We start from the raw sequence: 22,597 nt of genomic DNA on the forward strand, positions 1-22,597 counted from the left end.
ATTCATCTCGAAAGAGTCTTTCCATGCAGTTTGAAATCGTCGAGCGGGACGAGACGTGGGTTGCCGGGCTTCCGGTGCGCAGCCCCAAGCGTGCGCTGCGGGAACTGCGGGATCAGGACCTGGAAGCGGCATGGGCCGCGGTGCTGCACCACGACCTCGGCGGGCCGCTGGCCAGCGCCTACACCGACTACTCCGCGGAGCTCGGCACCTACAACACCCAGATCGTCGGCTATCAGTGCTCGTCGTTCGACGAGGTCACCCGTGGCCATCTGGTGGCCCGGCTGCCGCGCGGCACCTACGCGCGTTTCTCCTCGATGGGTGAGTTCCCGCAGATCATGACCGGCCTGTGGACCCAGATCGCCTACGCCGAGGAACACAAGCAGATCAAACGCACCTTCACCGGCGATTTCGAGTGTTATCCGCACGCCTACAAGATCGATCTCTACCTGGCGGTCGATCCGCGATGAGCTACTCCATCGTCGTCCGCAGCGAGGCGATCTACGGCGGTCTGGTGGTGCCGCGGGTGCGGCCGAGTTTCAAGGTGAGCAACAGCGAGCTGATCGAGTTCCTCAAGGATCGCCTGCGCGATCGGACGGCGGGCAGCGCGGCCGCCGGCGGCCCGATGTTCACCGTCTATGTCCCCGATCCCACCGAGACCTACAACGCGCTGGTCGGTTTCGAGTATCCGGCGCCCGAGGCCGCTCACGTCGGTGATGTGCTGGTGCGGGTACCCAAGGGCGTCTACGCCCGGTTCGTGCCGAACGGCGATTACCACGATCCGGTCGAGGATGTGTGGGCTCAGGTCGACGACGCGACCGCATCGGCCGAGATCACCCGCGCTTACCGTGAAGAGATCGAGATCTGGCACGGCCCGCATTCGGTGGAGTTGTTCATCTCCATTCTGGTGTAGCTTGCCGTTGGTTTGCTGTACACGTACCAACCGGTCTCGTTTCTATCCCGGTATGCGGACTTGAGCGGCCTGACCTGCGGGTTTTTCCGGAAGAAAAATTGGTTTTCGGAAGATTAACCAGATATCTAGTCAATTCTGGCCCCGATGACCCATACTGCCCATGACGTACTCACTCCGCGTTCGGGGCGCCGGGTGAGTCTGTCTGATGGGTTCGATCACTGTGTGCGCGCACGCAGCAACAGAGTAGGAACGTCATGGCTGTCGAAACGATCGCCGTCGACCTGGTTGAGACTTGTAGCGCCCCCGCGGTGCGATTTCACGACATCGTCTCCGGATGCGACTTCACCGCCACCACCCCGGCCGCCGACCCGCAGCTGTGGAATCGATATCTGGCGGGTGCGCTGGATGTTTACCGGCACTTCCGGGTCGAGTCGGCCCTCGAATACGACGCGGTGGCCGATGGCCGATCCACCACGCTGTTCTTCGCGGCGACCGACCGCAGCGGCGCCGTCGTCGCCGGTGTCCGGGCGCAGGGGCCGTACCTGCGCACCTCGGACGTCGGATCGCTGGCGCCCTGGGCCGGCCGCCCCGGCGAGCGTGAGCTGCGAGCCATGGTTGCCCGGCGAATACCGCGCGGCGTGGTGGAATCCCGTGGCGCCTGGGTGGCACGGGATGTACCCAACCGCAGGGAACTCGGCGCGGCGATCTCGCGCTGTATCGCGCACACCCCGCGCATTCTCGGCGTTCGGTACGGTTTCGCCACCGTGGCCGCCTTCACCACCGGTCGACATCGCGGCAGCGGCGGTGTCGCGGCCGATCTGATCCCCGCCGTGCCCTACCCCGACGACCGCTACGAGACGGTGCCCATCTGGTGGGACACCCGGATGTACCGGATGTTCGCCGATCGGTTGCAGTATCTGCTGATGTGCGATGAACTTCGAGATATGGGAGTGGCCGAGGGCGCGCTCGAGCGGGTGCGCCGCGGCTCCGGACGCAGATCGGAGAGTCGGTTCGGGTATGGCCGGTGAGGGTGACCGGGGGGTGGAATATCGGCCGTTGATACTGGATCCGCAGCACCCGGGCGATGCCCGGGTGCTGGCCGAACTGCGTGCGCGCGGCGATATCGAATTCAGTGATCTGCGCGATTTGCTGGACCGCGAGTTCGCCGAACTCACCGATCCGCCCGAACGCGTGGAAGGCCCGGAATCGGATCGCTGGATCTACTATCCGTGGCGCGGACGGGTTCTCGGATTGCCGGGCCCGCAGACCCTGCGCGCCATTCGCCTCGACCGCAATCGCAATAAGCTCACCCGCGATGAACAGCGCAGATTGCGCGAGATGTCGATCGGGGTGGTGGGCCAGAGCGTCGGCCACGCGGTGGCGTACACGATTGCGCTGGAAGGAATCTGCGGATCGCTGCGGTTGGCCGATTTCGACGTGCTCGAGCTGTCCAATCTCAATCGCGTGCCCGCGAGCCTGTTCGATATCGGGACGAACAAGGCCGTGGTCACCGCGCGCAAGATTGCCGAACTCGATCCGTATCTGCCGATCGAGGTCTATCGGGGCGGCGTCGACGAGGATTCGGTGGAGGAATTCGTCTCCGGGCTCTCGGTGGTGGTGGAGGAGTGTGATTCGCTCGATATCAAACTCGTCGTCCGCGAAGCCGCGCGCAGGCATCGCATTCCGGTGGTGATGGAGACCAGCGACCGCGGCCTGCTCGACGTGGAACGCTACGACCTGGAACCGCAGCGGCTGCCCTTCCACGGGCTGCTCGGCGGGGTCGCCGCGAGCGATCTACGTGGGCTGTCCACCCGTGACAAGGCGCCCTATGTGGTCGCGCTGATGGGGCCGACCGAGCTGTCCTCGCGGATGGCGGCCAGCATGGTCGAGGTGGGCGAAACCCTGAGCAGCTGGCCGCAACTGGCCGGTGACGTGATGCTCGGCGGCGCGAGTGTCACCACGGCCATCCGCCGGATCGGGCTCGGCCAGAAACTGCCGTCCGGACGCACCAGGGTCGACCTCGAATGCGATCTGGACGGGCTCGCCGAGCCGTCGCCGCCCGACGATCTGGACTGGGGCGCCGACGCCGGCCACCCCGAGCCCGAGCCCGCCGATCCGATCCAGCGGATCCTGGCCTGCGCCCAGCGCGCGCCGTCGGGCGGCAACGTCCAGCCGTGGACGCTGCACGCCGGTGACGACGAGATCCGTCTCGCGCTGGACCCCTCGGCCACCACCGCCATGGACGTCGGCTTTCGCGGCAGCGCTGTCGCCCTCGGCGCCGCGCTGTATAACGCGCGGGTCGCCGCGGCCGCGCACGGCATGCTCGGTGCCTGCGAACTCGTCGAATCGGCCGACCCGGGCGCCGCGCCGATCACCGCGATCCTGCGCCGGAGCGGCGCACCGGCCGACGCGCCCGCCGCCGACTATCCGCTGGCGCTGACCCGCGAGACCAACCGCAGGCTCGGCACCGGCGCGCCGATCCCCGCCGACGTGCTCGCCGGCCTGTCCGCGGCGGCCGCCGCCGAAGGCGCCACCCTGCGCCTGGTCACCGACCGCGCGGGCCTCGACCGCGCGGCCGCCCTACTGGCCGAGTCCGACCGCATCCGCTATCTCACTCCGCTGCTGCACGAGCAGATGTTCGCCGAACTGCGGTGGTCGGCCGATGACCTCGACACCGGCATCGATGTGCGCACGCTGGAACTGGCGCCCGACGAGCGGGCGGCCATGCAGATCGGCCGACGCGCCGATGTGATGGCGCAATTGCACAGCTGGTCGGCCGGGGCCGCGCTGGGCGATTACGCCCGCGATCGGGTGCGCTCGAGTTCGGCGATCGTCGCGGTCACCTTCACCGACCCACCGGGCGCAGATGAGCGGTCATTGGCCGGATATGTGCGTGCCGGCGGGGCCGTGGAACGGGTCTGGATCCAGGCTCAGCGCAGCGGTCTGGCGGTGCAACCGATGTCGCCGGTGTTTCTCTATTCGCGACGTGAGCGCGACTCGAACGCGATTTCTCCGGCGTACGCAGATACACTAGCGTCACTTCAAGGCTGTTTCCTGGACCTACTGGGAGTGCCGGAACATGAGACCATGGCATTGGTTCTTCGCCTGAGCTACGCGGCCGCGGCCGGTGTGCGCAGCAGGCGGCGACCGGTGCCTGGCGCGGACACCCGCAGTTAGCGCGATCGGAGACAAAGTGCCTCGGCGGACGCTCGACTCGTTGGTGACGGAGGTCGCCGCGGAGCTCATGGGTGTCGACGCCACGACGATGGTGTCGGCGACCGAGAAGGTCCTTGCCACGCTGGTCGACTATTTCGACGTCGATTTCAGCTACGTCCGGCATACCGATACCGAACGCCGGGCGACGGTGCTGGTGGCCGAATGGCCGCACCGGGCGAACGTGCCCGATCCGGACCCGCTGCGGGTGGTGTATTTCGAACAGGCCGATTCGGTGTTCCGCGCGCTCGAGCACGCCACCGAACCGTTCCTGGTCACCGGCTCCGACGCCGACTATCAGGAGACCATTCAGCGGGCCTCCGGGCTGCCGAATGTCACCTCGGCGGCGGTGCCGCTGGTCTCGCGCGGCCAGTCCACCGGTCTGCTCGGTTTCATCAAGGTCGGCGACCGGGAGTGGAGCACCCGCGAGCTCAACGTGCTCAAGGCGATCGCGGCCCTGTTCGCGCAGCTGCAGGCCCGGGTGGTGGCCGAGGAGCGGCTGCGCTACATCGCGCTGCACGACGACCTGACCGGGCTGGCCAACCGCCGCGCCCTGCTCGAGCACATGGAGCAGCGGCTCAGCGAGGGCAGCCCGGGCCCGGTCGCGGCGTTCTTCCTCGACCTGGACCGGCTCAAGGCGCTCAATGATTTCCTCGGCCACACCGCGGGCGACAACTTCATCCGCAGTCTGTCCACCCGTCTGCGGGAGAACCTCGACCCGAACGACATGATCGCCAGGCTCGGCGGCGACGAATTCGTGATCGTGCCCGCCAAACCGATGGACGCGGTGGCCGCCGAACACGAGGCGGGCCGCATCCAGCAGCTCATCGGCCGGAGGGTCACCGTCGGCGGCGAGTCGGTGAGCCGGGCGGCGAGCATCGGCGTCGCGGTCGGCATCCCGGGCGAGACCACGGTCGCCGACGTGCTGCGCCGCGCCGACCACGCCCTGCTCTCGGCGAAATCCGGTGGCGGCAACGGCGTCGCGATCTTCACCGACGCCATGCGCGCGCAATTCGAACTCCAGGACGACGTGGAGCTGAACCTGCGCGGGGCGGTGAGCGACGGTTCGCTGATCCTGCACTACCAGCCCGAGGTGGACCTGCGCACCGGCCGGATCGTGGCCATGGAGGCGCTGGTGCGCTGGCTGCACCCGACCAGGGGGCTGCTGCCGCCCGGCGCGTTCGTCACCGTCGCCGAGGCCACCAATCTGGCCGGTGAACTCGGCCGCTGGGTGATCCGTTCGGCATGTGCCCAGTTCGCCGAATGGCGCAGGCAGGGCCTGGCCGCGAATGTGGTGATGCGGATCAACGTGTCGCCGGTGCAGCTGGTGAGCCTGGATTTCGTGGAACGCATCGAGGACATCCTGCGCATGTTCGGCATCGACGGCAGCTCGGTGTGCCTGGAGATCACCGAGCATGTGGTGGTGCAGGATCTGGCCCGCACCCAAGTCACGCTGCGCGGGCTCAAGCGGATGGGCGTGCAGATCGCCATCGACGATTTCGGCACCGGATACAGCTCGCTATCGCATCTGAAGGCGCTGCCGGTGGACGCGGTGAAGATCGACCGCGGTTTCGTGCAGCGCCTCGGCGCCAGCACCGACGATCTGGCGATCGTGAAGTCGATCATCGGGCTGGCGGGCTCGTTCGGGCTCGGCGTGGTCGGCGAGGGCGTCGAGACGCCGGTCGCGGCGCGCACCCTGGTGGGGCTCGGCTGCTACCGGGCCCAGGGCTTCCTGATCGCGCGGCCGATGCCCGCCGAGGAGGTCGAGCAGCATCTGGCCGCGGGCCGCATCCCGCTGAACCTGGATCTGCCGCGGGTCGACCGCAACCTGACCGCGCGCTGAGCTCGGTTGGCCGGTTCTTTCACGCCTGTTCACGTGCCGTTCGGCAAGACGGTTCCGGCGGTAACCCGGTGCGCGTCACCATCGGCGGCGTGCGCATCGTGCAGCTGGCGAACTTCTACGGCCCGCGGTCGGGTGGGTTGCGCACCGCGCTGCATCATCTCGGGGAAGGCTATGTGGCGGCCGGGCACGAGGTGGTGCTGATCGTGCCCGGTCCACGCCGCGGTGAGGAACTGCTGCCGACGGGCGTCGTGCGGATCACCTTGCCCGCGCTCGCGATTCCGGGAACGGGCGGTTATCGGGCCGCCGACCCGCGCCGGGTGGCCGACGTGCTCGGCGGGCTGCGCCCTGACGTCCTGGAGGTCTCCGACCGGCTGACGTTGCGCGGTTTCGGCCGCTGGTCCCGGCGCCGCGATGTGGCGAGCGTGATGATCTCCCATGAACGCCTGGACCGGTTGCTCGGCCAGATCATGCCGCGCGCGCTGGCCCGCCGCTGTGCTGATGTGGCGAACCGGCGCACCGCCGACCAATACGACAGGGTGGTGTGCACAACGGATTTCGCGCGGGCCGAATTCGAGCGGATCGGCGCGCCGAACGTCGAACTGGTGCCGCTGGGCGTGGATCTCGACCTGTTCAGTCCGCGCCGCGCCGATCGCGGCCTGCGCGCCGATCTCGGTGTGCCCGGCCATCCGCTGCTGGTGCACTGCGGCAGGCTCTCGGTGGAGAAGCGGGTCGACCGCAGCATCGAAGCCGTGGCCGAGCTACGCCAGTCCGGAGTCGAGGCCCGATTGGTCGTCGCGGGCGACGGACCGCGCCGCGACGCGCTGCACCGGCGCGCGCGGTCACTGGCGCCGCTGCCGGGCGGGCTGCCCGCGGTGCACTTCACCGGATTCATCACCGATCGCGCGATGGTGGCGAAACTGCTGGCGACCGCCGATGTTTCGCTCGCCCCCGGCCCACACGAAACCTTCGGGCTCGCCGCGCTGGAGGCGCTGGCCGCGGGGACGCCGGTGGTGGCAAGCCGCTCCTCGGCACTGGCCGATATCGTCACCGCCGAATGCGGCGCCGTCGCCGACGACGATCCCTCGGCCTTCGCCGACGCCGTCACCGAGGTGCTGGCCCTGCCGCCCGCCGGCCGGCGCGCCGCCGCTCGCCGCCGCGCCGAGCAGTTCACCTGGCCCGCGGCGGTCGCAGGCATGCTCGCCGTGCTCGGTGGATGAGCGAATCGTTCCCGAACCTCGCCCCGGTCGGTAATGTCCGGCTGACATGCACTGCGGGACGAACGGATCGGAAGTGGGATCGATGGGTCGGGTACGCCGGAGGACGACGGTCGAGGGGGCCAAGACCCTGATCACGGGGGCGGCGAGCGGGATCGGGCGGGCCACCGCGCTGGCCGCCGCCGCGCGGGGCGCCGAACTGGTGCTCACCGATATCGACGCCGCCGGGTTGGCGAGCACGGTCGCCGATATCCACCGCGACGGCGGCAAGGTACTGGTCGCGACGCCGCTCGATATCACCGATCACGAGGCCGTCGCCGCCTTCGGCGCCGATGTGCACTCCCGGTTCGGCAGCGTGGACGTGGTCATGAATGTGGCGGGCACGTCGGTGTGGGGCACCGTCGACACTCTCGAACATCGGCATTGGCAGCGGATGGTCGACGTCAACCTGATGGGGCCGATCCATGTGATCGAGACGTTCGTGCCGGAGATGGTGCGGGCCGGGCGTGGCGGTGCGCTCGTCAACGTCTCCTCGGCGGCGGGCCTGCTCGCGCTGCCCTGGCACGCCGCCTACAGCGCGAGCAAGTACGGCCTGCGCGGGCTGTCGGAGGTGCTGCGCTTCGAGCTGGCGCAGCACGGTATCTCGGTGCATCTGGTCGCGCCCGGCGCGGTGAACACGCCGCTGGTGCAGAGCTTCGAACTGGTCGGCGTGGACAAGGAGGATCCGCGGGTCCGCAAGCTGGTCACCCGTTTCACCAGCCACGCCGTCTCTCCGGACAAGGTGGCCACCGCGATCCTGCGCGGTATCGAACGCAACCGGTTCATCGTCTACACCTCGTTCGACATCCGGTTCGGCTACTGGTGGAAGCGCAAATTCGCCTTCCCGTACGAACTGCTGATGCGGGTGGCCAATGTGCAGTTCAGCAGGCTGCGGAGTTCTCTGCGCACATCGGATCCCCGGTAGCGTCGACGTCGTCCGGGCAGTTGAGGTGCACATCGAGCACGCGCGCGCCCGGGCCCTCGTCACCGAGGTGATCGAACTCGTTGACGATCTTGCAGCTGCCAAGTGACAGACAGCCGCAGCCGATGCAGCCGGTGAGGTTGTCGCGCAGGCGCACCAGTTGGGTGATGCGTTCGTCGAGATCCGCGCGCCAGGTGGTGGACAGCGTCTCCCAGTCGCGCCGGGTGGGGGTGCGGCCCTCGGGCAGCCGGTCGAGGGCGTCGCGGATCTCGCTGAGCGGGATTCCGACCCGCTGCGAGATCCGGATGAAAGCGACCCGGCGCAGCGTTTCCCTGGCATACCTGCGCTGGTTGCCGCTGGTGCGCCGGCTCGAGATGAGCCCCTCGCGTTCGTAGAAGTGCAACGCGGAGACCGCCACTCCGCTACGCTCGGACAGCTGACCGGGGGTCAGCTCCTTGGCTCGCCAATCTGCTGTCGTCATTCGGCACTCCTCCTTTACCTCAACCCTACTTCAGGTTCTCGGTTGCGCGTGCGCGAATCGCCACACGTCACGCCGACAGCGGACACGCATCAATTCCGTGCTCTCCTGGCCGCGGCGAACTACGGTCGGAACATGGGAACAGATGCGGTACCGGCGAACCCCGGCAGCGGCCCGATTCCCGGTGACGGATGGGACACCGACCCCGGCACCGAACCCGCGCCCGCGCCGCGCCTCGCCGTGACCTCCGAGGTCGGCACCCTGCGCACGGTGCTGCTGCACCGGCCGGGTAACGAGCTGCGCAGGCTCACCCCGCGCAACAACGATCAACTGCTCTTCGACGGCATTCCGTGGGTCGAACGCGCCCAGCAGGAACACGACACCTTCGCCGGGGTGCTGCGCGATCGCGGAGTCGAGGTGTTGCTGCTGGCCGATCTGCTGGCCGAGACGCTCGCCGTCAGCGGGGCCGCGCGCATCCAGGGCATCTCCGCCGCCGTCGACGCCCGCAGGCTCGGCCACAGTCTGGCCGACGAACTCGCCGCCTATCTGCGCGGCGTCCCGGCCAGGGAACTGGCCGAGATCTTGATGGCGGGCATGACCTTCGACGAACTGCCCTTCGGCCCCGACCACACCTCGCTGGTGCGCCGGATGCATCACGGCGGCGATTTCGTCATCGATCCGCTGCCGAATCTGTTGTTCACCCGCGACTCCTCGTTCTGGGTCGGCCCGCGCGTGGCGATCACCGCGCTCGCCCTGCCCGCCAGGATGCGCGAGACCTCGCTCACCGATCTCGTCTACGCCTTCCACCCGCGTTTCCTCGGGGTGCGCCGCGCCTACGAATCCCATACCGCGCCCATCGAGGGCGGTGACGTACTGCTGCTCTCGCCCGGCGTGCTGGCCGTCGGCGTCGGTGAACGCACCTCGCCCGCCGGTGCGGAAGCCTTGGCGCGCAGCCTCTTCGACGACGATCTCGCCCACACCGTGCTGGTCGTGCCCATCGCGCAGAACCGCGCCACCATGCACTTGGACACCGTGTGCACCATGGTCGACACCGATGCGGTGGTCATGTATTCGGCGGTGCGGGAAACCTTGTCCGCGTTCACCATCCAGCGCGGCGACGACTACGACCACGGGGGCGCCGTCACCATGCGCGGGCCCGACCCGTTCCTGCCTGCGGCCGCCGACGCCATGGGCATCGGGAAGCTGCGGGTGATCGACACCGGGCTGGACGGCGTCACCGCCGAACGGGAACAGTGGGACGACGGCAACAACACCCTCGCCCTGCGGCCCGGTGTCGTGATCGCGTACGAACGCAATGAAATGACCAATGCCCGGCTGCTGGACGCCGGCGTCGAGGTGCTGCCCATCCCGGGATCCGAATTGGGTTCCGGCCGTGGTGGTCCGCGCTGCCTGTCGTGCCCGCTGTCCCGGGATGATGTGTGAGCTGGGGGCCATGCTCGAAATCACCGTGTCGCACGAATCCGCCGTGCCACCCTACGAACAGTTGCGGCTCGGCATCGTGGCACAGGTGCGCGCGGGCACGTTGACCGCGGGCACCAAGATCCCCACGGTGCGCGCGCTGGCCGCCCAACTCGGTCTCGCCCCGAACACCGTGGCCCGCGCCTACCGCGAGCTGGAGGCCGACGGCGTGCTCGAAACCCGCGGCAGGCTCGGCTCGTTCATCGCCTCCTCCGGCGATCCCACCCGCGATCAGGCCGGCCGGGCCGCCACCGAATACGTCGCCGCGGTACGCAGGCTCGGCCTCGACGACGACGCGGCGCTGCGCTACGTCAAGGCGGCGTTGGAGAGCTGACCGACGGCGCTCAGCGCCAACTGGGCAGCCACAAATGGTCCTGCCAGTTACCCGGCGTGATGGGCATGGCGGTCAGGATCGGCCACAGCCAGATGAAGTTCGCGATCACCAGGCCCAGATACAGGCTCACGATGAGCAGGCCGAGCCGATAGCGCTCGGTCGGTGGTGCGGCGACGAACGTGCCGGTGGGTCCGCGCGGCCCCGGAACCCGGCGCGCCGGTCCGAGAATGTCGCCCAGCACCAGCGCCACCGCCATCGCCAGGAACGGCGCGAGCACCATGGCGTAGAAGAAGTACATCTGCCGGTCCAGGGTGATGAACCAGGGCAGCAGGCCGGCGGCGTATCCGGTCAGCACCGCGGCGTAGCGCCAGTCGCGGCGCACGATGGTGCGCCACAGCGCCCACGCCAGCACCGGGAACGCGATCCACCAGAGGGCGGGCGTGCCGACCAGCATCACGGCCTTGACGCACTGGTTCTGCCCACAACCGGTGACGCCGGAGTCGGCGTAGTAGTAGAGCATCGGCCGCAGCCCCATCGGCCAGGTCCACGGCTTGGACTCCCACGGATGATGATTGCCCGCCGAGTTGGTCAGCTCCTCATGGAATTCCAGCACCTTGGTGCTGTAGAACCAGAGCGAGCGCAGGGCATCGGGGACGAACGCGAAGGAGCCGCCCCGGCCCACCTCGTTGCCGACGGCCCACCGGCTGAACCCGGTCTCACTGGCGAACCACGCCCAGTAGGTCGCGAGATACACCCCGATCGGGATCAGCACCAGCGCGTAGAGCGCCGGCCCGACATCACGCAGCGCGGTACCCACCCATGGTCTGCGCACCCGGTACGCGCGCCGGGCCGCGAGGTCGAAACACACGCTGAGCAGACCGAACGCGGCGATGAAATACAGCCCCGACCACTTCGTGCCGCAGGCAAGGCCGAGCAGCACGCCGGCGCCGAAACGCCACCAGCGCACCCCGAGCCGGGGCCCGGAGGCACTGTCGCCGAGGCGGCCCTCGGCGTCGGCGCGCGCTATGCGCTCGCGTACCTGATCGCGATCGACGATCAGGCAGCCGAACGCGGCCGTCACGAACAGCGCGAGGAAGATGTCGAGCATGCCGATGCGGGAGGAGACGAACGTGACGCCATCGGCGATCAACAGCAGCCCAGCGATTGCGCCGATCATGGTCGAGCGAGTCATCCGGCGCACGATGCGGATCACCAGCAGCACCAGCACGGTGCCGGCCAGCGCGGCCGAGAAGCGCCACCCCCAGCCGTTGTATCCGAACAGCGCCTCACCGAAGGCGATCAGCTGTTTACCGACCGGCGGATGCACCACAAGTCCGTAGGCGGGATTGTCCTCGACGCCGCCGCCCTTCAGGATCTGATACGCCTGCGGCGCGTAATGCTTTTCGTCGAAGACCGGGGTGCCGCCTTCGGTCGGGTAGTTGAGCATGGTGAACCGGGTCACCGCCGCGAGTGCGGTGAGGAACGCCGTCACCACCCAGCCGCGGGCGGTGTCGAGCGGCCCGAAATCGGGGGAGGGGCGCAGCGGCGCGGGGCTCGACCAGGAACGTATCGGCCGAGAGGGCGCGACGGAGCGCTGGTCGGTCACCTGGGTCACGACCCGATCGTATGCTGTGCGCACTCGCGTTCCGTATTCGTGGCCGCGGCGCTGGGCCCGCGTCGTGCGTCGTCTCGCCGTTTCGTGCCCGGGCGCCGCGCGCTGATGGGTGTGCCGTGCCGACCGCATCGTGCGCGACGGCAGGACGGGCGCGCCCGCCGCGTTCCTGGCCCGGCCGGGGGTGCCCGTACGCTGCCATGGTGCGGCAAGTGACGTGGGCGATCGAGGCGAGACGACGGTGACCGCGGATTCCGGCCCGACCGGCAGGCTGGTGCTGGCGGCGACACCGATGGGCGATATCGGCGACGCCTCCCGGCGGTTGCGCGATGGCCTGGCCACCGCCGATGTCGTCGCCGCCGAGGACACCCGCCGTACCCGATCGCTGGCCAAGGCGCTCGGCATCGAGATCGGCGGGCGCGTGGTCAGCTTCTACGACCACGTCGAGACCGCCCGCATTCCGGCGTTGCTGGAGGAGATCGAGTCCGGCAAGACCGTGCTGCTGGTCACCGACGCCGGTATGCCATCGGTGAGCGATCCCGGATACCGCATGGTCGCCGCCTGCGTCGAGCGCGGACTCCCGGTCACCTGTCTGCCGGGTCCCTCGGCGGTCACCACAGCGCTGGCGCTGTCCGGGCTGCCGGTGGAGCGGTTCTGCTTCGACGGATTCCCGCCGCGCAAATCCGGACAGCGCCGCGAATGGTTGCGCACCCTGGTCGCCGAACCGCGTGCCTGCGTGTTCTTCGAGGCACCGCACCGGCTCGCCGATTGCCTGGCCGACGCGGTCGAGGTGCTCGGGCCCGATCGCCGCGCCGCCGTCTGCCGGGAGCTGACCAAGACCTACGAGGAGGTCGTCCGCGGCACCCTGGCCGAGCTGGCCGCCTGGGCGGTCGAGGGTGCCCGCGGGGAGATCACCGTCGTCGTCGAGGGTGCTCAGCCCACCAGCGCCGAACCGGCCGATCTGGTCGCCGAGGTCGAAGCGCGTGTGCAGGAAGGCGTGCGCCTGAAAGAGGCGTGCGCCGAGATAGCCTCGACCACCGGCGTTTCCCGTAAGGAGCTCTACGATGCCGTCCTGGCCGCGCGCCGGCAGGCCGACGGTTGAGCGCCGAGCCGCACTCGCCATCCGCGCCGGTCACAGGGTTTACCAGTCGGCTACCGCGCGCGGCGGTCACCGGCCGACCATGACCAGCGGACCGTCACCCGGCGGCTCCGATGGCGCCGCGGAATCGGCCGTGGTCTCGACCGGGCCGACTTACCGTCGACCAGCGGCGGGCGGCCGGTGTGGAGCTCGGACGTCGCAGGAACGGGAGACGATCGCCGCGCCGGTTCGCCCGGCACGCGAGGTGACCTGGGCCGGACCGCGTGCGCGTGCGCAATGCCGGTGATCCCACCATGATCGACCCCATGACCTCTCTCGAGCACAAGGCCAAGGAACTACTCGCACTGCATCGTCCCGGTGATCCGGCGGTGCTGCCGACCGTATGGGATGCCTGGTCGGCGAATCTCGCGGTCGAGGCCGGGTTCGCGGCCTTGACGATGGGCAGCCATCCGGTCGCGGATTCGGTGGGACGCGCCGACGGCGAAGGCATGAGTTTCGACGAGCTGCTGGCGCGGGTGCGGCAGGTGACCGGCGCCGTCGAGGTGCCGGTGTCGGTGGATATCGAGTCGGGGTACGGGCTCGAGCCGGCGCAGCTGATCGAGGGGCTGCTCGGCGCCGGCGCGGTCGGGCTCAATATCGAGGACACCGTGCACAGCGAGGGCGGGCGGCTGCGCGGCGCGGAGGAACACGCCGATTTCGTTCGCGGGCTGCGCCAATTCGCCGACGCGGCCGGTGTGCACGTGGTCGTCAACGCGCGCACCGATCTGTTCCTGCGCAAGATCGGCGACGAGGCCGACCGCATGGATCGCGCGATCGAACGGCTGCGCCTGGCCGCCGATGCCGGCGCCGATGTGCTGTACCCGGTCGGACGCCACCCCGACGCCGACATGCGCCGGTTGACCAGTGAACTCCCGCTTCCGGTCAACGCGATCGGGCTGCCCGCCGAGGCGGACAAGGTGCTGCTGGCCGATCAGGGCGTGGCCAGGATCAGCTTCGGCCCCTATCTGCAGTACGCGCTCGCCGCCGAAGCCAACCGGCTGCTAGCGCGCTGGGCGTGAGCGCTCAGTCCTTCGGCTCGACGTAACGCGGGTACACCGGCTCCGGCGCTGGCAGTGCCACCCCCGGCTCCAGCGGCGTCGCGATATCGGCGAAGGTCCGGTTCGGTACCGCGAGCAGATCCAGGATCTTGGCCGCCGAACCGGGCATCACCGGCTGGACCAGGATGGCGACGATGCGCACCACCTCGAGGGTCACGTAGAGCACCGTCGCCATCCGGGCCAGATCCTCGTCGGTGCCGGACCTGCGCAGCGCCCACGGCGCCTGCGCGGAGAAGTAGCGGTTGGTCTCGCCGAGGGTCAGCCAGATCGCCTCCAGCGCCAGATGCAGCTGCTGGGCGTCGAATTCGGCGCGGCAGCGCTCGAGCAGACCGTTCGCCCGGTCGAGCAGGGCGCGGTCCTCGTCGGTGAACTCACCGGGCGTCGGAACCTTGGCGTCACAGTTCTTGGCGACCATGGTCAGGCTGCGCTGCACCAGATTGCCGAACTCGTTGGCCAGATCGGCATTGATCCGGCCGACGATCGCCTCGTGGCTGTAGCTGCCGTCCTGGCCGTAGGAGATCTCGCGCAGCAGGAAGAAGCGCAGCGCGTCGAGGCCATAGGTGTCGATCAGTGCCAGCGGGTCGATCACATTGCCGACCGACTTCGACATCTTCTCGCCCTTGTTGTACAGGAACCCGTGCACGAACACGCGTTTGGGCAACTGCACACCCGCCGACATCAGGAACGCCGGCCAGTACACGGTGTGGAAACGGGTGATGTCCTTACCGATGATGTGCACATCGGCGGGCCAGAACTGTTGGAACGCCGCCGATTCGGTATCGGGGAAGCCGACGCCGGTCAGGTAGTTGGTGAGCGCGTCGACCCACACGTACATCACGTGATCGGGATGGCCCGGCACCGGGACGCCCCAGTCGAAGGTGGTGCGCGAGATCGACAGATCCTTCAGGCCCGCCTTGACGTAGCTGACGATCTCGTTGCGGCGGGTCGCGGGCGCGATGAACTCCGGATGCGTCTCGTACAGCTCGAGCAGCTTGTCCTGATACTTCGACAGCCGGAAGAAGAAGTTCGACTCCTCGGTCCACTCCACCGGCGTCTTGGTTTCGGTGGAGACGCGGCTGCCGTCGTCGAGCAGCGTGGTCTCCTCCTCGGCGTAGAACGCCTCGTCCCGCACCGAATACCAGCCGGAGTAGTTGTCGAGGTAGATATCGCCCGCCTCCAGCATCCGCTCCCAGATCGCGACGCTGGCGACCTCGTGGTCGGCGTCGGTGGTGCGGATGAACCGGTCGAAGGAGATGTCGAGGGCCTTGTGCAGCTGCTCGAACACATCCGAGTTGCGCGTGGCCAGCTCCTCCACCGGGATGCCCTCGGCGGTCGCGGCCTGCTGCATCTTCTGGCCGTGCTCGTCGGTGCCGGTCATGAAGAACACGTCGTAGCCGTCCAGGCGCTTGAACCGCGCGATGGCGTCCGACGAGATGTACTCGTAGGCGTGCCCGATATGCGGCGCCCCATTGGGGTACGCGATGGCCGTGGTGATGTAGAAGTTTCGCTCGCTGCGCTCGCTGCTCATGGTGCATCTACTGTAATGCGCGTGCCATCTGACCTCCGCGTGAATATCCCCTCAGCGCACCGCCGGGTCACCGCGACGGGCGGTGCGCTCCGATGAGCGCCAAGCGTCCCGCTCCCGAAGCGCCCGAGCCGCTGGCGCCGCTGGTCGACGCGCACACCCATCTGGATGCCTGCGGCGCCACCGATGCCGAGTCGGTAAAGGACGTGGTCGATCGCGCCGCCGCGGTGGGTGTCGGTCGGGTGGTGACGGTGGCCGACGACCTCGCGGCCGCGCAGTGGGCGGTGCGGGCCGCGCACTGGGACGACCGGGTCTACGCCGCGGTCGCACTGCACCCGACGCGCGCCAACGCCCTCGACGACGCCGCCAAGGCCGAACTCGAGCGGCTGGCCGCCGATCCGCGCGTGGTCGCGATCGGCGAAACCGGCCTCGACTACTACTGGCCGGGCAAACTCGACGGCTGCGCCGACATCGAGACCCAGATCGAGGGCTTTCGCTGGCATATCGACCTGGCCAAACGCAGCGGCAAACCGCTGATGATCCACAACCGGGAAGCCGATCACGATCTGCTCACCGTGCTGCTGGACGAAGGCGCGCCGGAGACGGTGATCTTCCACTGCTTCTCCTCCGACACGACGATGGCGCTGGCCTGCGTGGCCGAGGGGTATCTGCTCAGCTTCTCCGGCACGGTCAGCTTCAAGAACGCCCATGAGCTGCGCGAAGCCGCCAAGGTGGTGCCCGACGAGCTGGTGCTGGTGGAGACCGACGCGCCGTACCTGACCCCGCACCCGTTCCGTGGCGCGCCGAACGAGCCGTACTGCCTGCCGTACACGATGCGGGCACTCGCCGAAGTGCGCGGTCAGGATCCCGCCGAATTGGCGGAAATAAGCACCGCGAATGCGCGCCGGGTATACCGATTTTGACGTTTCCGCAGGTCGAATAAAAATGTGTCTCAGATCACTTATCGCTGAAGGTTTGTGATCTACCTGCACAGTCTATATCTGATCGTAATGTGAAAAAGTGCTGCTCCACGGCGCGCTGTTGTTCCGCGGGGACGTCTTCGTTATCGTCCTGTGACCATGTCCCCTTTAGCGCGGATCAACTCGTCTCGGTCGCCGCTGTTGTACGCGGCGATCGCGGCGCTGCTGATGATTTTGATCGTCGGCGCCGTCATGGCGATCGTGAACCGCAAAACCGTCACCGTGGTCGTCGACGGCGCGAAATCGACGCAGACGTCCATGTCGCGGGACGTGCGCGGGGTGCTGAAGGACGCCGGCTACCAGATCGGTGATCGGGACGAGGTCACGCCCGCGCCCGACGCCGCCGTCACCGACGGCGCCACCATCACCCTCGACCGGGGCCGGGAGATCGAACTGACCCTCGACGGCCGCACCGAACGGGTATGGACCACCGGCCGCACCGCCGGCGCGGCGCTGGAGGAATGGGGTATCGACCCCGATGCCTTCGTCCAGCGCGGCCGCAGCCAGGAGCTGCCGCTCGACGGTGCCGCGCTCACCGTGGCCACCCCGCGGACGGTCTCGGTGATCGACGGCACCGCGGGGCCGAGGGAGATGCGGCTCGCCGCGCCGACCGTCGGCGAACTGCTCGACCTCGCCGGGGCTCCGCTGCGCGAGCACGATGTCGTCGAGCCGTCGGCCGACACCAGGCTGAGCGACGACATGCGCATCACGGTGACCCGCAAGCAGCTGGAGACGCGGACCGAGACGCTGCCGCTGGCGCCGCCGGAGAACATCATCGAAGACCCCACCATGAACATGAGCCGCACGGTGGTGGAGAACGCCGGTGCACCGGGCGTGCACGACGTCACCTTCGAGATCACCCTGGTCAACGGCGCCGAGGTGGCGCGAAGGGAGATCGCTTCGGACGTCAAGGTGCCCGCCCAGCCGCGCACCATCCGCAAGGGCGCCAAACCGGGCACCGAGGTGCCGCCGGTACAGAACGGCGAAATCTGGGACGCGCTGGCCAAATGCGAGGCCGGCGGCAACTGGAAGATCAATACCGGCAACGGTTACTACGGCGGCATCCAATTCGATCAGAGCACCTGGGAGCGCCAGGGCGGACTCAAGTACGCGCCCCGCGCCGACCTCGCCACCCGCGAAGAGCAGATCGCCATCGCCGAGGTGACCAGGGCCAAGCAGGGCTGGGGCGCCTGGCCGTCCTGCACCAGTCGTCTGGGCCTGAGCTAGCCGGGTCCGGATATCGCGAGCGCCACTTCCGACGACATAGTGGCGCTCGCGGCATATCCCGAGCCTGCCCACCTGCGGGTTCGCCATCGCCCATCGAGGCCGTCCCTGCTGTCGTACACTCGTCCAGATTTGTGGATACGAGGGTCGGGGGCAGAGGAGTGATTCGATGAATCTGCTGCACGTGGCCGGACGGTCGATGCTCGCCGTCGCCGTATCGGCCGCAGCCGTGCTCGCCACCGCGCAGGCCCCGGCCTCGGCCGCCCCCGCGGGCTCGGTGATCTCGGTGACCGCGCAGCCCGATGGCTGGCACGGCATGAGCGGCGGTTCGGTCATCGAGTACTGGATGAGCGGCTCGGACGGCACCCCGCGCCAGGCCAGCGGAGCGCTGCTGATGCCGGCGGGAACGCCGCCGCCGGGTGGCTGGCCGATCATCGCCTACGACCACGGCACCAGCGGGCTCGGCATGGGCTGCGGTGGCATGTCGCGGCCGGAGGCCGCGCCGTTCCCGAGCATGCAAGCACGCCAGGATCTGCTGCTGCGACGGCTGGTATCGCAGGGCTTCGCCGTGGTGGCGCCGGATTACCTCGGGCTCGGCACCTTCGACACCGGCCCGCACCCGTATCTCGAGCTGCGCACCGAGGCCACCGCCACCATCGACCTGGTGCGCGCGGCCCGCGCCACCCATCCCGAACTGTCGGCCACCTGGGCCGCGTTCGGCATCTCCCAGGGCGGGCAGGCTGCCCTCGGCACCGGGCACCTGCAGTCCTCCTATGCCCCGGAACTCGACTTCCGCGGCACCATCGCGGTCGACCCGGAATCCGATGTCGAGAAGCTGCTGCCGCTGGCCGGGCCGGGTGTCCCGTCGCTGCCGATGCTGGACGACGGGCTGAGTTTCATCGTCAGCATCCTCGCCGGACTCCGCGAGGCACGGCCCGATATCGCCGTCGACCGATACCTCACACCGCTCGGTAAGTCGGTGCTCGACGACGCCGGCGATATGTGTCTCGACCGGATCATCGAGCGGGTCGACGGGCTGAGCATCGGCGATCTGCTGGCCCGCCCGCTGTCCGAGGAGCCGATGCGTACCGCGCTGACCGAGTACATGGCGGTGCCGGTGCGCGGCTACGACGCCCCGATCCTGGTGCTGGCCAACGCGACCGACACGGTGGTGCCCTCCCCGCTGCACGGTGCGCTGATCGCCCAGTTGGCCGCGAACGGCGCCGACTTCCGGACGGTGGTCGGGACCGGCGAGCACGGCCAGGTCGATGCCAGGATGTGGGCGGCGATCGATGCGTTCCTCGCGGGCATGAAGCCCTGAGGTCGCGCCGGGCCGGGTGAGCCTGGCCTGTGGCACCAAACGCCTCCCGTGCGGACGGGCCGGGGCCTGCGGGTTGGTAGGTTCATCGGGTGTCCGATGCCGAAATCTCCGCCCGCGGAAGTGCCGCACTGCTCGGCCCCGCCGAAGTGCGGGCGCTGGCCGAACGGCTCGGCGTGCGGCCGACCAAGCAGCTCGGGCAGAACTTCGTGCACGATGCGAACACGGTGCGGCGGATCGTCGCCGCGGCCGGCGTCGGGCGTGACGATACGGTGCTCGAGGTCGGGCCCGGCCTCGGTTCGCTGACGTTGGCGCTGCTCGATGTGGTCGATTCGGTGGTCGCGGTCGAGATCGATCCGGTGCTGGCGAAGCATCTGCCGGTCACCGTTGCCGATCGCGCGCCGGAGTTGAGTGCGCACCTCACCGTCGTCGAGGCCGATGCGCTGCGCGTGCGGACCGGCGATCTGCCCGCCGCGCCGACCGCGCTGGTGGCGAACCTGCCGTACAACGTGGCCGTGCCGGTGCTGCTGCATCTGCTCGCCGAACTGCCGAGCATCACCACCTCGCTGGTGATGGTGCAGGCCGAGGTGGCCGACCGGTTGTCGGCGACCCCCGGCGGCCGGATCTACGGCGTGCCGAGTGTGAAGGCGGGCTTCTTCGGCACGGTGCGCCGCGCCGGTGCGGTGGGGCGTCAGGTGTTCTGGCCGGTGCCGCAGGTGGAATCGGGTCTGGTGCGCATCGACCGTTTCGCCGAACCGCCGTGGCCGATGGACGCCGAGCATCGCGCGAAGGTGTTCGCGGTGGTCGATGCGGCCTTCGCGCAACGCCGGAAGACGTTGCGGGCGGCGCTGTCCGGCTGGGCGGGCTCGCCCGCGGAGGCCGAACGCAGGCTCACCGCCGCTGGTATCGATCCGACCGCACGCGGGGAGACCCTCGATACCGCGGCGTTCGTCCGTGTGGCGGCGCAGGGCTGACGGCCGACCCTTCGGGGTGCTCGGCGGTTGATGTGCTCGTCGAGGCAGGGAATGCTCGGCTCGAGGCGCCACGTTGACGATCACCCTCCGCGGGGTGGTACTCATCGGGCGAATGCAGGCCCGCCCGAACGGAACGCCTCAGTTATGGCCGCCCGGGTGTCCGCCTGTGGACGGCGCCGCATCGGAAACCTCCACGGTGAATTCGGCGGTGTGCACGGATCCGCCGTGCGAGAAGTCCAGATACAGCCGGTAGGCGCCGGCACTCGGTGCCTGCGCGTGGAAACTCACCTGCGGCCCCGGCGGTGCCGTGCCGACTTCGCCCTGCGGATGGACGTGCAGGTAGGCGAGGTCCTCGGTGCGTAGCGCGACCAGATGGGCGTAGGCGCCGAGGTAGGGGTCCAGGTCGGTGACCGGGACGCCGTCGCGGGCGATGTCGAAATGGAGTTCGCCACCCGCGGTGGTCAATGCACCGGCGCGGGTGACGGTGTAGCCGTCGACGGTCGCGGTGGCCGAGGGCGGCGGAAGTGGTTGCAGTTGCACGGTTCCGGCCACCGTGACCGCCCGGCTCAGTACCAGATCGCCAGGGCTGTCGCCGGCGGCGGGCACGAAGTCGGCGAAGACCCGGTAGCTGCCTGGCGCGTCCCAGGTCCAGTCGATCGACCAGGTGCCATCGGCGGCCATGTCCGGATGGGCATGCCGGTACTCGGTGGTGTCGGAGCGCGCCACGATCAGATGCAGCTTCTTGTCGTGCTGAGTGGTGAACTCGGTGACGGGCGCGCCGTCGGGTCCGGTGATATGGAATCGCAGCGTGCCCGCCCGGCCGGGTGTCTCCGGCGCGCTGATCTCGGACAGCGTGTAACCGGCCACGTGCTCGGTGCGGCCGAGCGCGTGGCCGGCGGGCGCGGTCGGCTGCCCGTCCGGCGCCGGCTCGGTCTGGTCGCCCACCAGGGCGCCGATACCGAGCGCGACGCCGAACAGCAGCAGCAGCGCACCGCCCACCGCGGCGAACTTGCGGCGATCCGACATCAGCTCGCGATCGCGTAACCGGCCTCGTCGACGGCCGCGGCGACGTCGGCGTCGGCCAGCGGCGCCGCGCTGTCGACCGAGACGCGACCCGAGGCCAGATCGACGTCCACGCTGGTGACCCCGTCGATCTTGCCGATCTCGGACTTCACCGAGCTGACGCAGTGCCCGCAGGTCATCCCGGTGACAATGTAGGTGCTGGTGGCCATGTCCCACTCCTTCGCTCGCGGTAATTATACGGTCTGGGGGTATCCCCGACACAAGTGAACATACCCCCTCGGGGTATTGAGCGCAAGCCGTCGGCGCACGCACCTGTCGTGATCACCCATTACGCTTGGGCCTCGTGCTGTCCGTTGTGCCGAGCCCCGTCACCGTGCGTGCGCCGTCGAAGGTGAACCTCCATCTCGGAGTCGGTGACCTGCGCCCGGACGGATACCACGATCTCACCACCGTGTTCCAGGCGCTGTCGCTCAGTGACGATCTGGAAATCGCCCCCGCGGCCTCGCTGACGGTGCGGGTCACCGGCGAGAGCGCGAACGAAGTGCCCACCGACCGCACCAATCTGGTGTGGAAGGCGGCGGTGCGGCTGGCCCATCTGGCCGGGCGGGCGCCGCTGGTGGAGATCTCGATCAGCAAGGGCATCCCGGTGGCGGGTGGCATGGCCGGTGGCAGCGCCGATGCCGCCGCCACCCTGGTCGGGTTGAACGAACTGTGGGATCTGGGCCTGTCCCGTGAGGAACTCACCGCGGTGGCGGCCGAACTCGGCAGCGACGTTCCGTTCTCGCTGCACGGCGGAACCGCGCTCGGCACCGGACGCGGCGAGCGGCTGCTGCCGGTGTTGTCGCGCAACACCTTCCACTGGGTGATCGCGCTCGCCAAAGGCGGTCTGTCCACACCGGCCGTCTATCACGAGTTGGATCGCCTGCGCGAGATCGGCGATCCGCCACGGCTGGGCGCACCGCAGGAACTCATGCAGGCGCTGGCCTCCGGCGACCCGAAACAGCTCGCCCCGCTGCTCGGCAACGACCTCCAGGCGGCGGCGGTGTCGCTGAAACCCGAGTTGCGCCGCACGCTGCGGGCCGGGGTCGGCGCGGGTGCGCTGGCGGGTCTCGTCTCCGGTTCCGGCCCGACCTGCGCGTTCCTGTGCGAATCGGAAGAGTCCGCCGTCGCGGTGGCCGCGGAGCTGGCCGGTGCCGGGGTGAGCCGCAGTATCCGCACGGCCACCGGCCCGGTCCCCGGCGCCCGGGTGGTCGGGGGTGAGGGTCCGCATCCGCAGCCGCGGCGCGAGGGCGGCAAGATCGGCTGATCCGCGG

General features: G+C 69.1%; 21 protein-coding genes. 16 read left to right on the plus strand and 5 right to left on the minus strand.

Features of this window, described 5'->3' with window-relative positions:
• The first annotated feature begins 23 nt into the window (after positions 1–23).
• The 7 genes from GV790_RS05885 (at position 24) to GV790_RS05915 (ending at position 8,144) form a co-directional block, all read left to right on the plus strand.
• Positions 24–467: a GyrI-like domain-containing protein gene (locus GV790_RS05885; protein ID WP_163811334.1), complete on the plus strand. Its 444-nt coding sequence runs from the start codon at positions 24–26 to the stop codon at positions 465–467.
• A complete protein-coding gene (locus GV790_RS05890) occupies positions 464–910 on the plus strand; it encodes a GyrI-like domain-containing protein (RefSeq protein WP_163811336.1) in 447 nt (148 codons plus the stop codon). Before GV790_RS05885 ends, GV790_RS05890 begins: the two co-directional genes overlap by 4 nt.
• A gap of 254 nt (positions 911–1,164) precedes the next feature.
• A complete protein-coding gene (locus GV790_RS05895; RefSeq protein ID WP_163811338.1) occupies positions 1,165–1,938 on the plus strand; it encodes a hypothetical protein in 774 nt (257 codons plus the stop codon).
• Complete coding sequence (locus GV790_RS05900; RefSeq protein ID WP_175585808.1) at positions 1,928–4,087, plus strand: Rv1355c family protein; 2,160 nt, start codon at positions 1,928–1,930, stop codon at positions 4,085–4,087. Before GV790_RS05895 ends, GV790_RS05900 begins: the two co-directional genes overlap by 11 nt.
• A 43-nt stretch (positions 4,088–4,130) precedes the next feature.
• Complete coding sequence (locus GV790_RS05905; protein ID WP_163811502.1) at positions 4,131–5,966, plus strand: putative bifunctional diguanylate cyclase/phosphodiesterase; 1,836 nt, start codon at positions 4,131–4,133, stop codon at positions 5,964–5,966.
• Positions 5,967–6,055: 89 nt separating this feature from the next.
• On the plus strand, positions 6,056–7,183 hold the full coding sequence (locus tag GV790_RS05910) for a glycosyltransferase (RefSeq protein WP_163811504.1): 1,128 nt from the start codon (positions 6,056–6,058) through the stop codon (positions 7,181–7,183).
• 82 nt (positions 7,184–7,265) lie between these two features.
• The gene (locus GV790_RS05915; RefSeq protein ID WP_163811506.1) at positions 7,266–8,144 is read left to right on the plus strand and encodes an SDR family oxidoreductase; all 879 of its coding nucleotides are present in this window, start codon (positions 7,266–7,268) and stop codon (positions 8,142–8,144) included.
• Here the strand turns inward: GV790_RS05915 and soxR are convergent.
• The gene (gene soxR / locus GV790_RS05920; protein ID WP_163811343.1) at positions 8,101–8,622 is read right to left on the minus strand and encodes a redox-sensitive transcriptional activator SoxR; all 522 of its coding nucleotides are present in this window, start codon (positions 8,620–8,622) and stop codon (positions 8,101–8,103) included. The genes GV790_RS05915 and soxR overlap by 44 nt on opposite strands.
• Positions 8,623–8,754: 132 nt before the next feature.
• Here soxR and arcA point away from each other — a divergent pair, with 132 nt between their 5' ends.
• Both arcA and GV790_RS05930 read left to right on the plus strand, forming a co-directional pair.
• On the plus strand, positions 8,755–10,062 hold the full coding sequence (gene arcA, locus GV790_RS05925) for an arginine deiminase (RefSeq protein ID WP_178127594.1): 1,308 nt from the start codon (positions 8,755–8,757) through the stop codon (positions 10,060–10,062).
• A 10-nt stretch (positions 10,063–10,072) separates the two neighbouring features.
• Entirely contained in the window at positions 10,073–10,432 is a 360-nt protein-coding gene (locus tag GV790_RS05930; RefSeq protein ID WP_014352902.1) for a GntR family transcriptional regulator, read from the plus strand.
• A gap of 10 nt (positions 10,433–10,442) precedes the next feature.
• Here the strand turns inward: GV790_RS05930 and GV790_RS05935 are convergent, their stop codons facing one another.
• On the minus strand, positions 10,443–12,047 hold the full coding sequence (locus tag GV790_RS05935) for a dolichyl-phosphate-mannose--protein mannosyltransferase (RefSeq protein WP_375139372.1): 1,605 nt from the start codon (positions 12,045–12,047) through the stop codon (positions 10,443–10,445).
• A gap of 214 nt (positions 12,048–12,261) precedes the next feature.
• Here GV790_RS05935 and rsmI point away from each other — a divergent pair, with 214 nt between their 5' ends.
• Together rsmI and GV790_RS05945 are read left to right on the plus strand one after the other, a co-directional pair.
• On the plus strand, positions 12,262–13,146 hold the full coding sequence (rsmI, locus tag GV790_RS05940; RefSeq protein WP_280212746.1) for a 16S rRNA (cytidine(1402)-2'-O)-methyltransferase: 885 nt from the start codon (positions 12,262–12,264) through the stop codon (positions 13,144–13,146).
• 302 nt (positions 13,147–13,448) lie between these two features.
• Positions 13,449–14,201 (plus strand): isocitrate lyase/PEP mutase family protein, encoded by a 753-nt coding sequence (locus GV790_RS05945; RefSeq protein WP_163811344.1) that lies wholly within the window; start codon positions 13,449–13,451, stop codon positions 14,199–14,201.
• A 4-nt stretch (positions 14,202–14,205) separates the two neighbouring features.
• Here the strand turns inward: GV790_RS05945 and metG are convergent, their stop codons facing one another.
• On the minus strand, positions 14,206–15,768 hold the full coding sequence (metG, locus tag GV790_RS05950) for a methionine--tRNA ligase (RefSeq protein WP_163811346.1): 1,563 nt from the start codon (positions 15,766–15,768) through the stop codon (positions 14,206–14,208).
• Between the two features lie 92 nt (positions 15,769–15,860).
• On the opposite strand from metG, the gene GV790_RS05955 reads away from it, so the two are divergent.
• The 4 genes from GV790_RS05955 to rsmA all read left to right on the plus strand — a co-directional run bounded on the left by GV790_RS05955 (position 15,861) and on the right by rsmA (position 20,261).
• Positions 15,861–16,688, plus strand: a complete 828-nt coding sequence (locus GV790_RS05955; RefSeq protein WP_163811348.1) for a TatD family hydrolase — start codon at positions 15,861–15,863, stop codon at positions 16,686–16,688.
• Between the two features lie 156 nt (positions 16,689–16,844).
• Positions 16,845–17,972 (plus strand): resuscitation-promoting factor, encoded by a 1,128-nt coding sequence (locus tag GV790_RS05960; protein WP_163811350.1) that lies wholly within the window; start codon positions 16,845–16,847, stop codon positions 17,970–17,972.
• A 166-nt stretch (positions 17,973–18,138) separates the two neighbouring features.
• A complete protein-coding gene (locus GV790_RS05965; RefSeq protein WP_163811352.1) occupies positions 18,139–19,290 on the plus strand; it encodes an alpha/beta fold hydrolase in 1,152 nt (383 codons plus the stop codon).
• An 89-nt stretch (positions 19,291–19,379) separates the two neighbouring features.
• Complete coding sequence (rsmA, locus tag GV790_RS05970; protein WP_163811354.1) at positions 19,380–20,261, plus strand: 16S rRNA (adenine(1518)-N(6)/adenine(1519)-N(6))-dimethyltransferase RsmA; 882 nt, start codon at positions 19,380–19,382, stop codon at positions 20,259–20,261.
• A 138-nt stretch (positions 20,262–20,399) separates the two neighbouring features.
• On the opposite strand, the gene GV790_RS05975 is transcribed toward rsmA, so the two are convergent.
• Positions 20,400–21,287, minus strand: coding sequence for a hypothetical protein (locus GV790_RS05975; protein WP_163811356.1), 888 nt, complete (start codon positions 21,285–21,287; stop codon positions 20,400–20,402).
• A complete protein-coding gene (locus tag GV790_RS05980) occupies positions 21,287–21,493 on the minus strand; it encodes a heavy-metal-associated domain-containing protein (RefSeq protein WP_163811358.1) in 207 nt (68 codons plus the stop codon). Before GV790_RS05980 ends, GV790_RS05975 begins: the two co-directional genes overlap by 1 nt.
• A gap of 134 nt (positions 21,494–21,627) precedes the next feature.
• Between GV790_RS05980 and GV790_RS05985 the strand changes: the two genes are divergently transcribed.
• A complete protein-coding gene (locus tag GV790_RS05985; protein WP_163811360.1) occupies positions 21,628–22,590 on the plus strand; it encodes a 4-(cytidine 5'-diphospho)-2-C-methyl-D-erythritol kinase in 963 nt (320 codons plus the stop codon).
• The last annotated feature ends 7 nt before the right edge of the window (positions 22,591–22,597 follow it).

This window comes from Nocardia cyriacigeorgica (assembly GCF_010858045.1).
GTDB classification, from domain to species: Bacteria; Actinomycetota; Actinomycetes; order Mycobacteriales; family Mycobacteriaceae; genus Nocardia; species Nocardia cyriacigeorgica_E.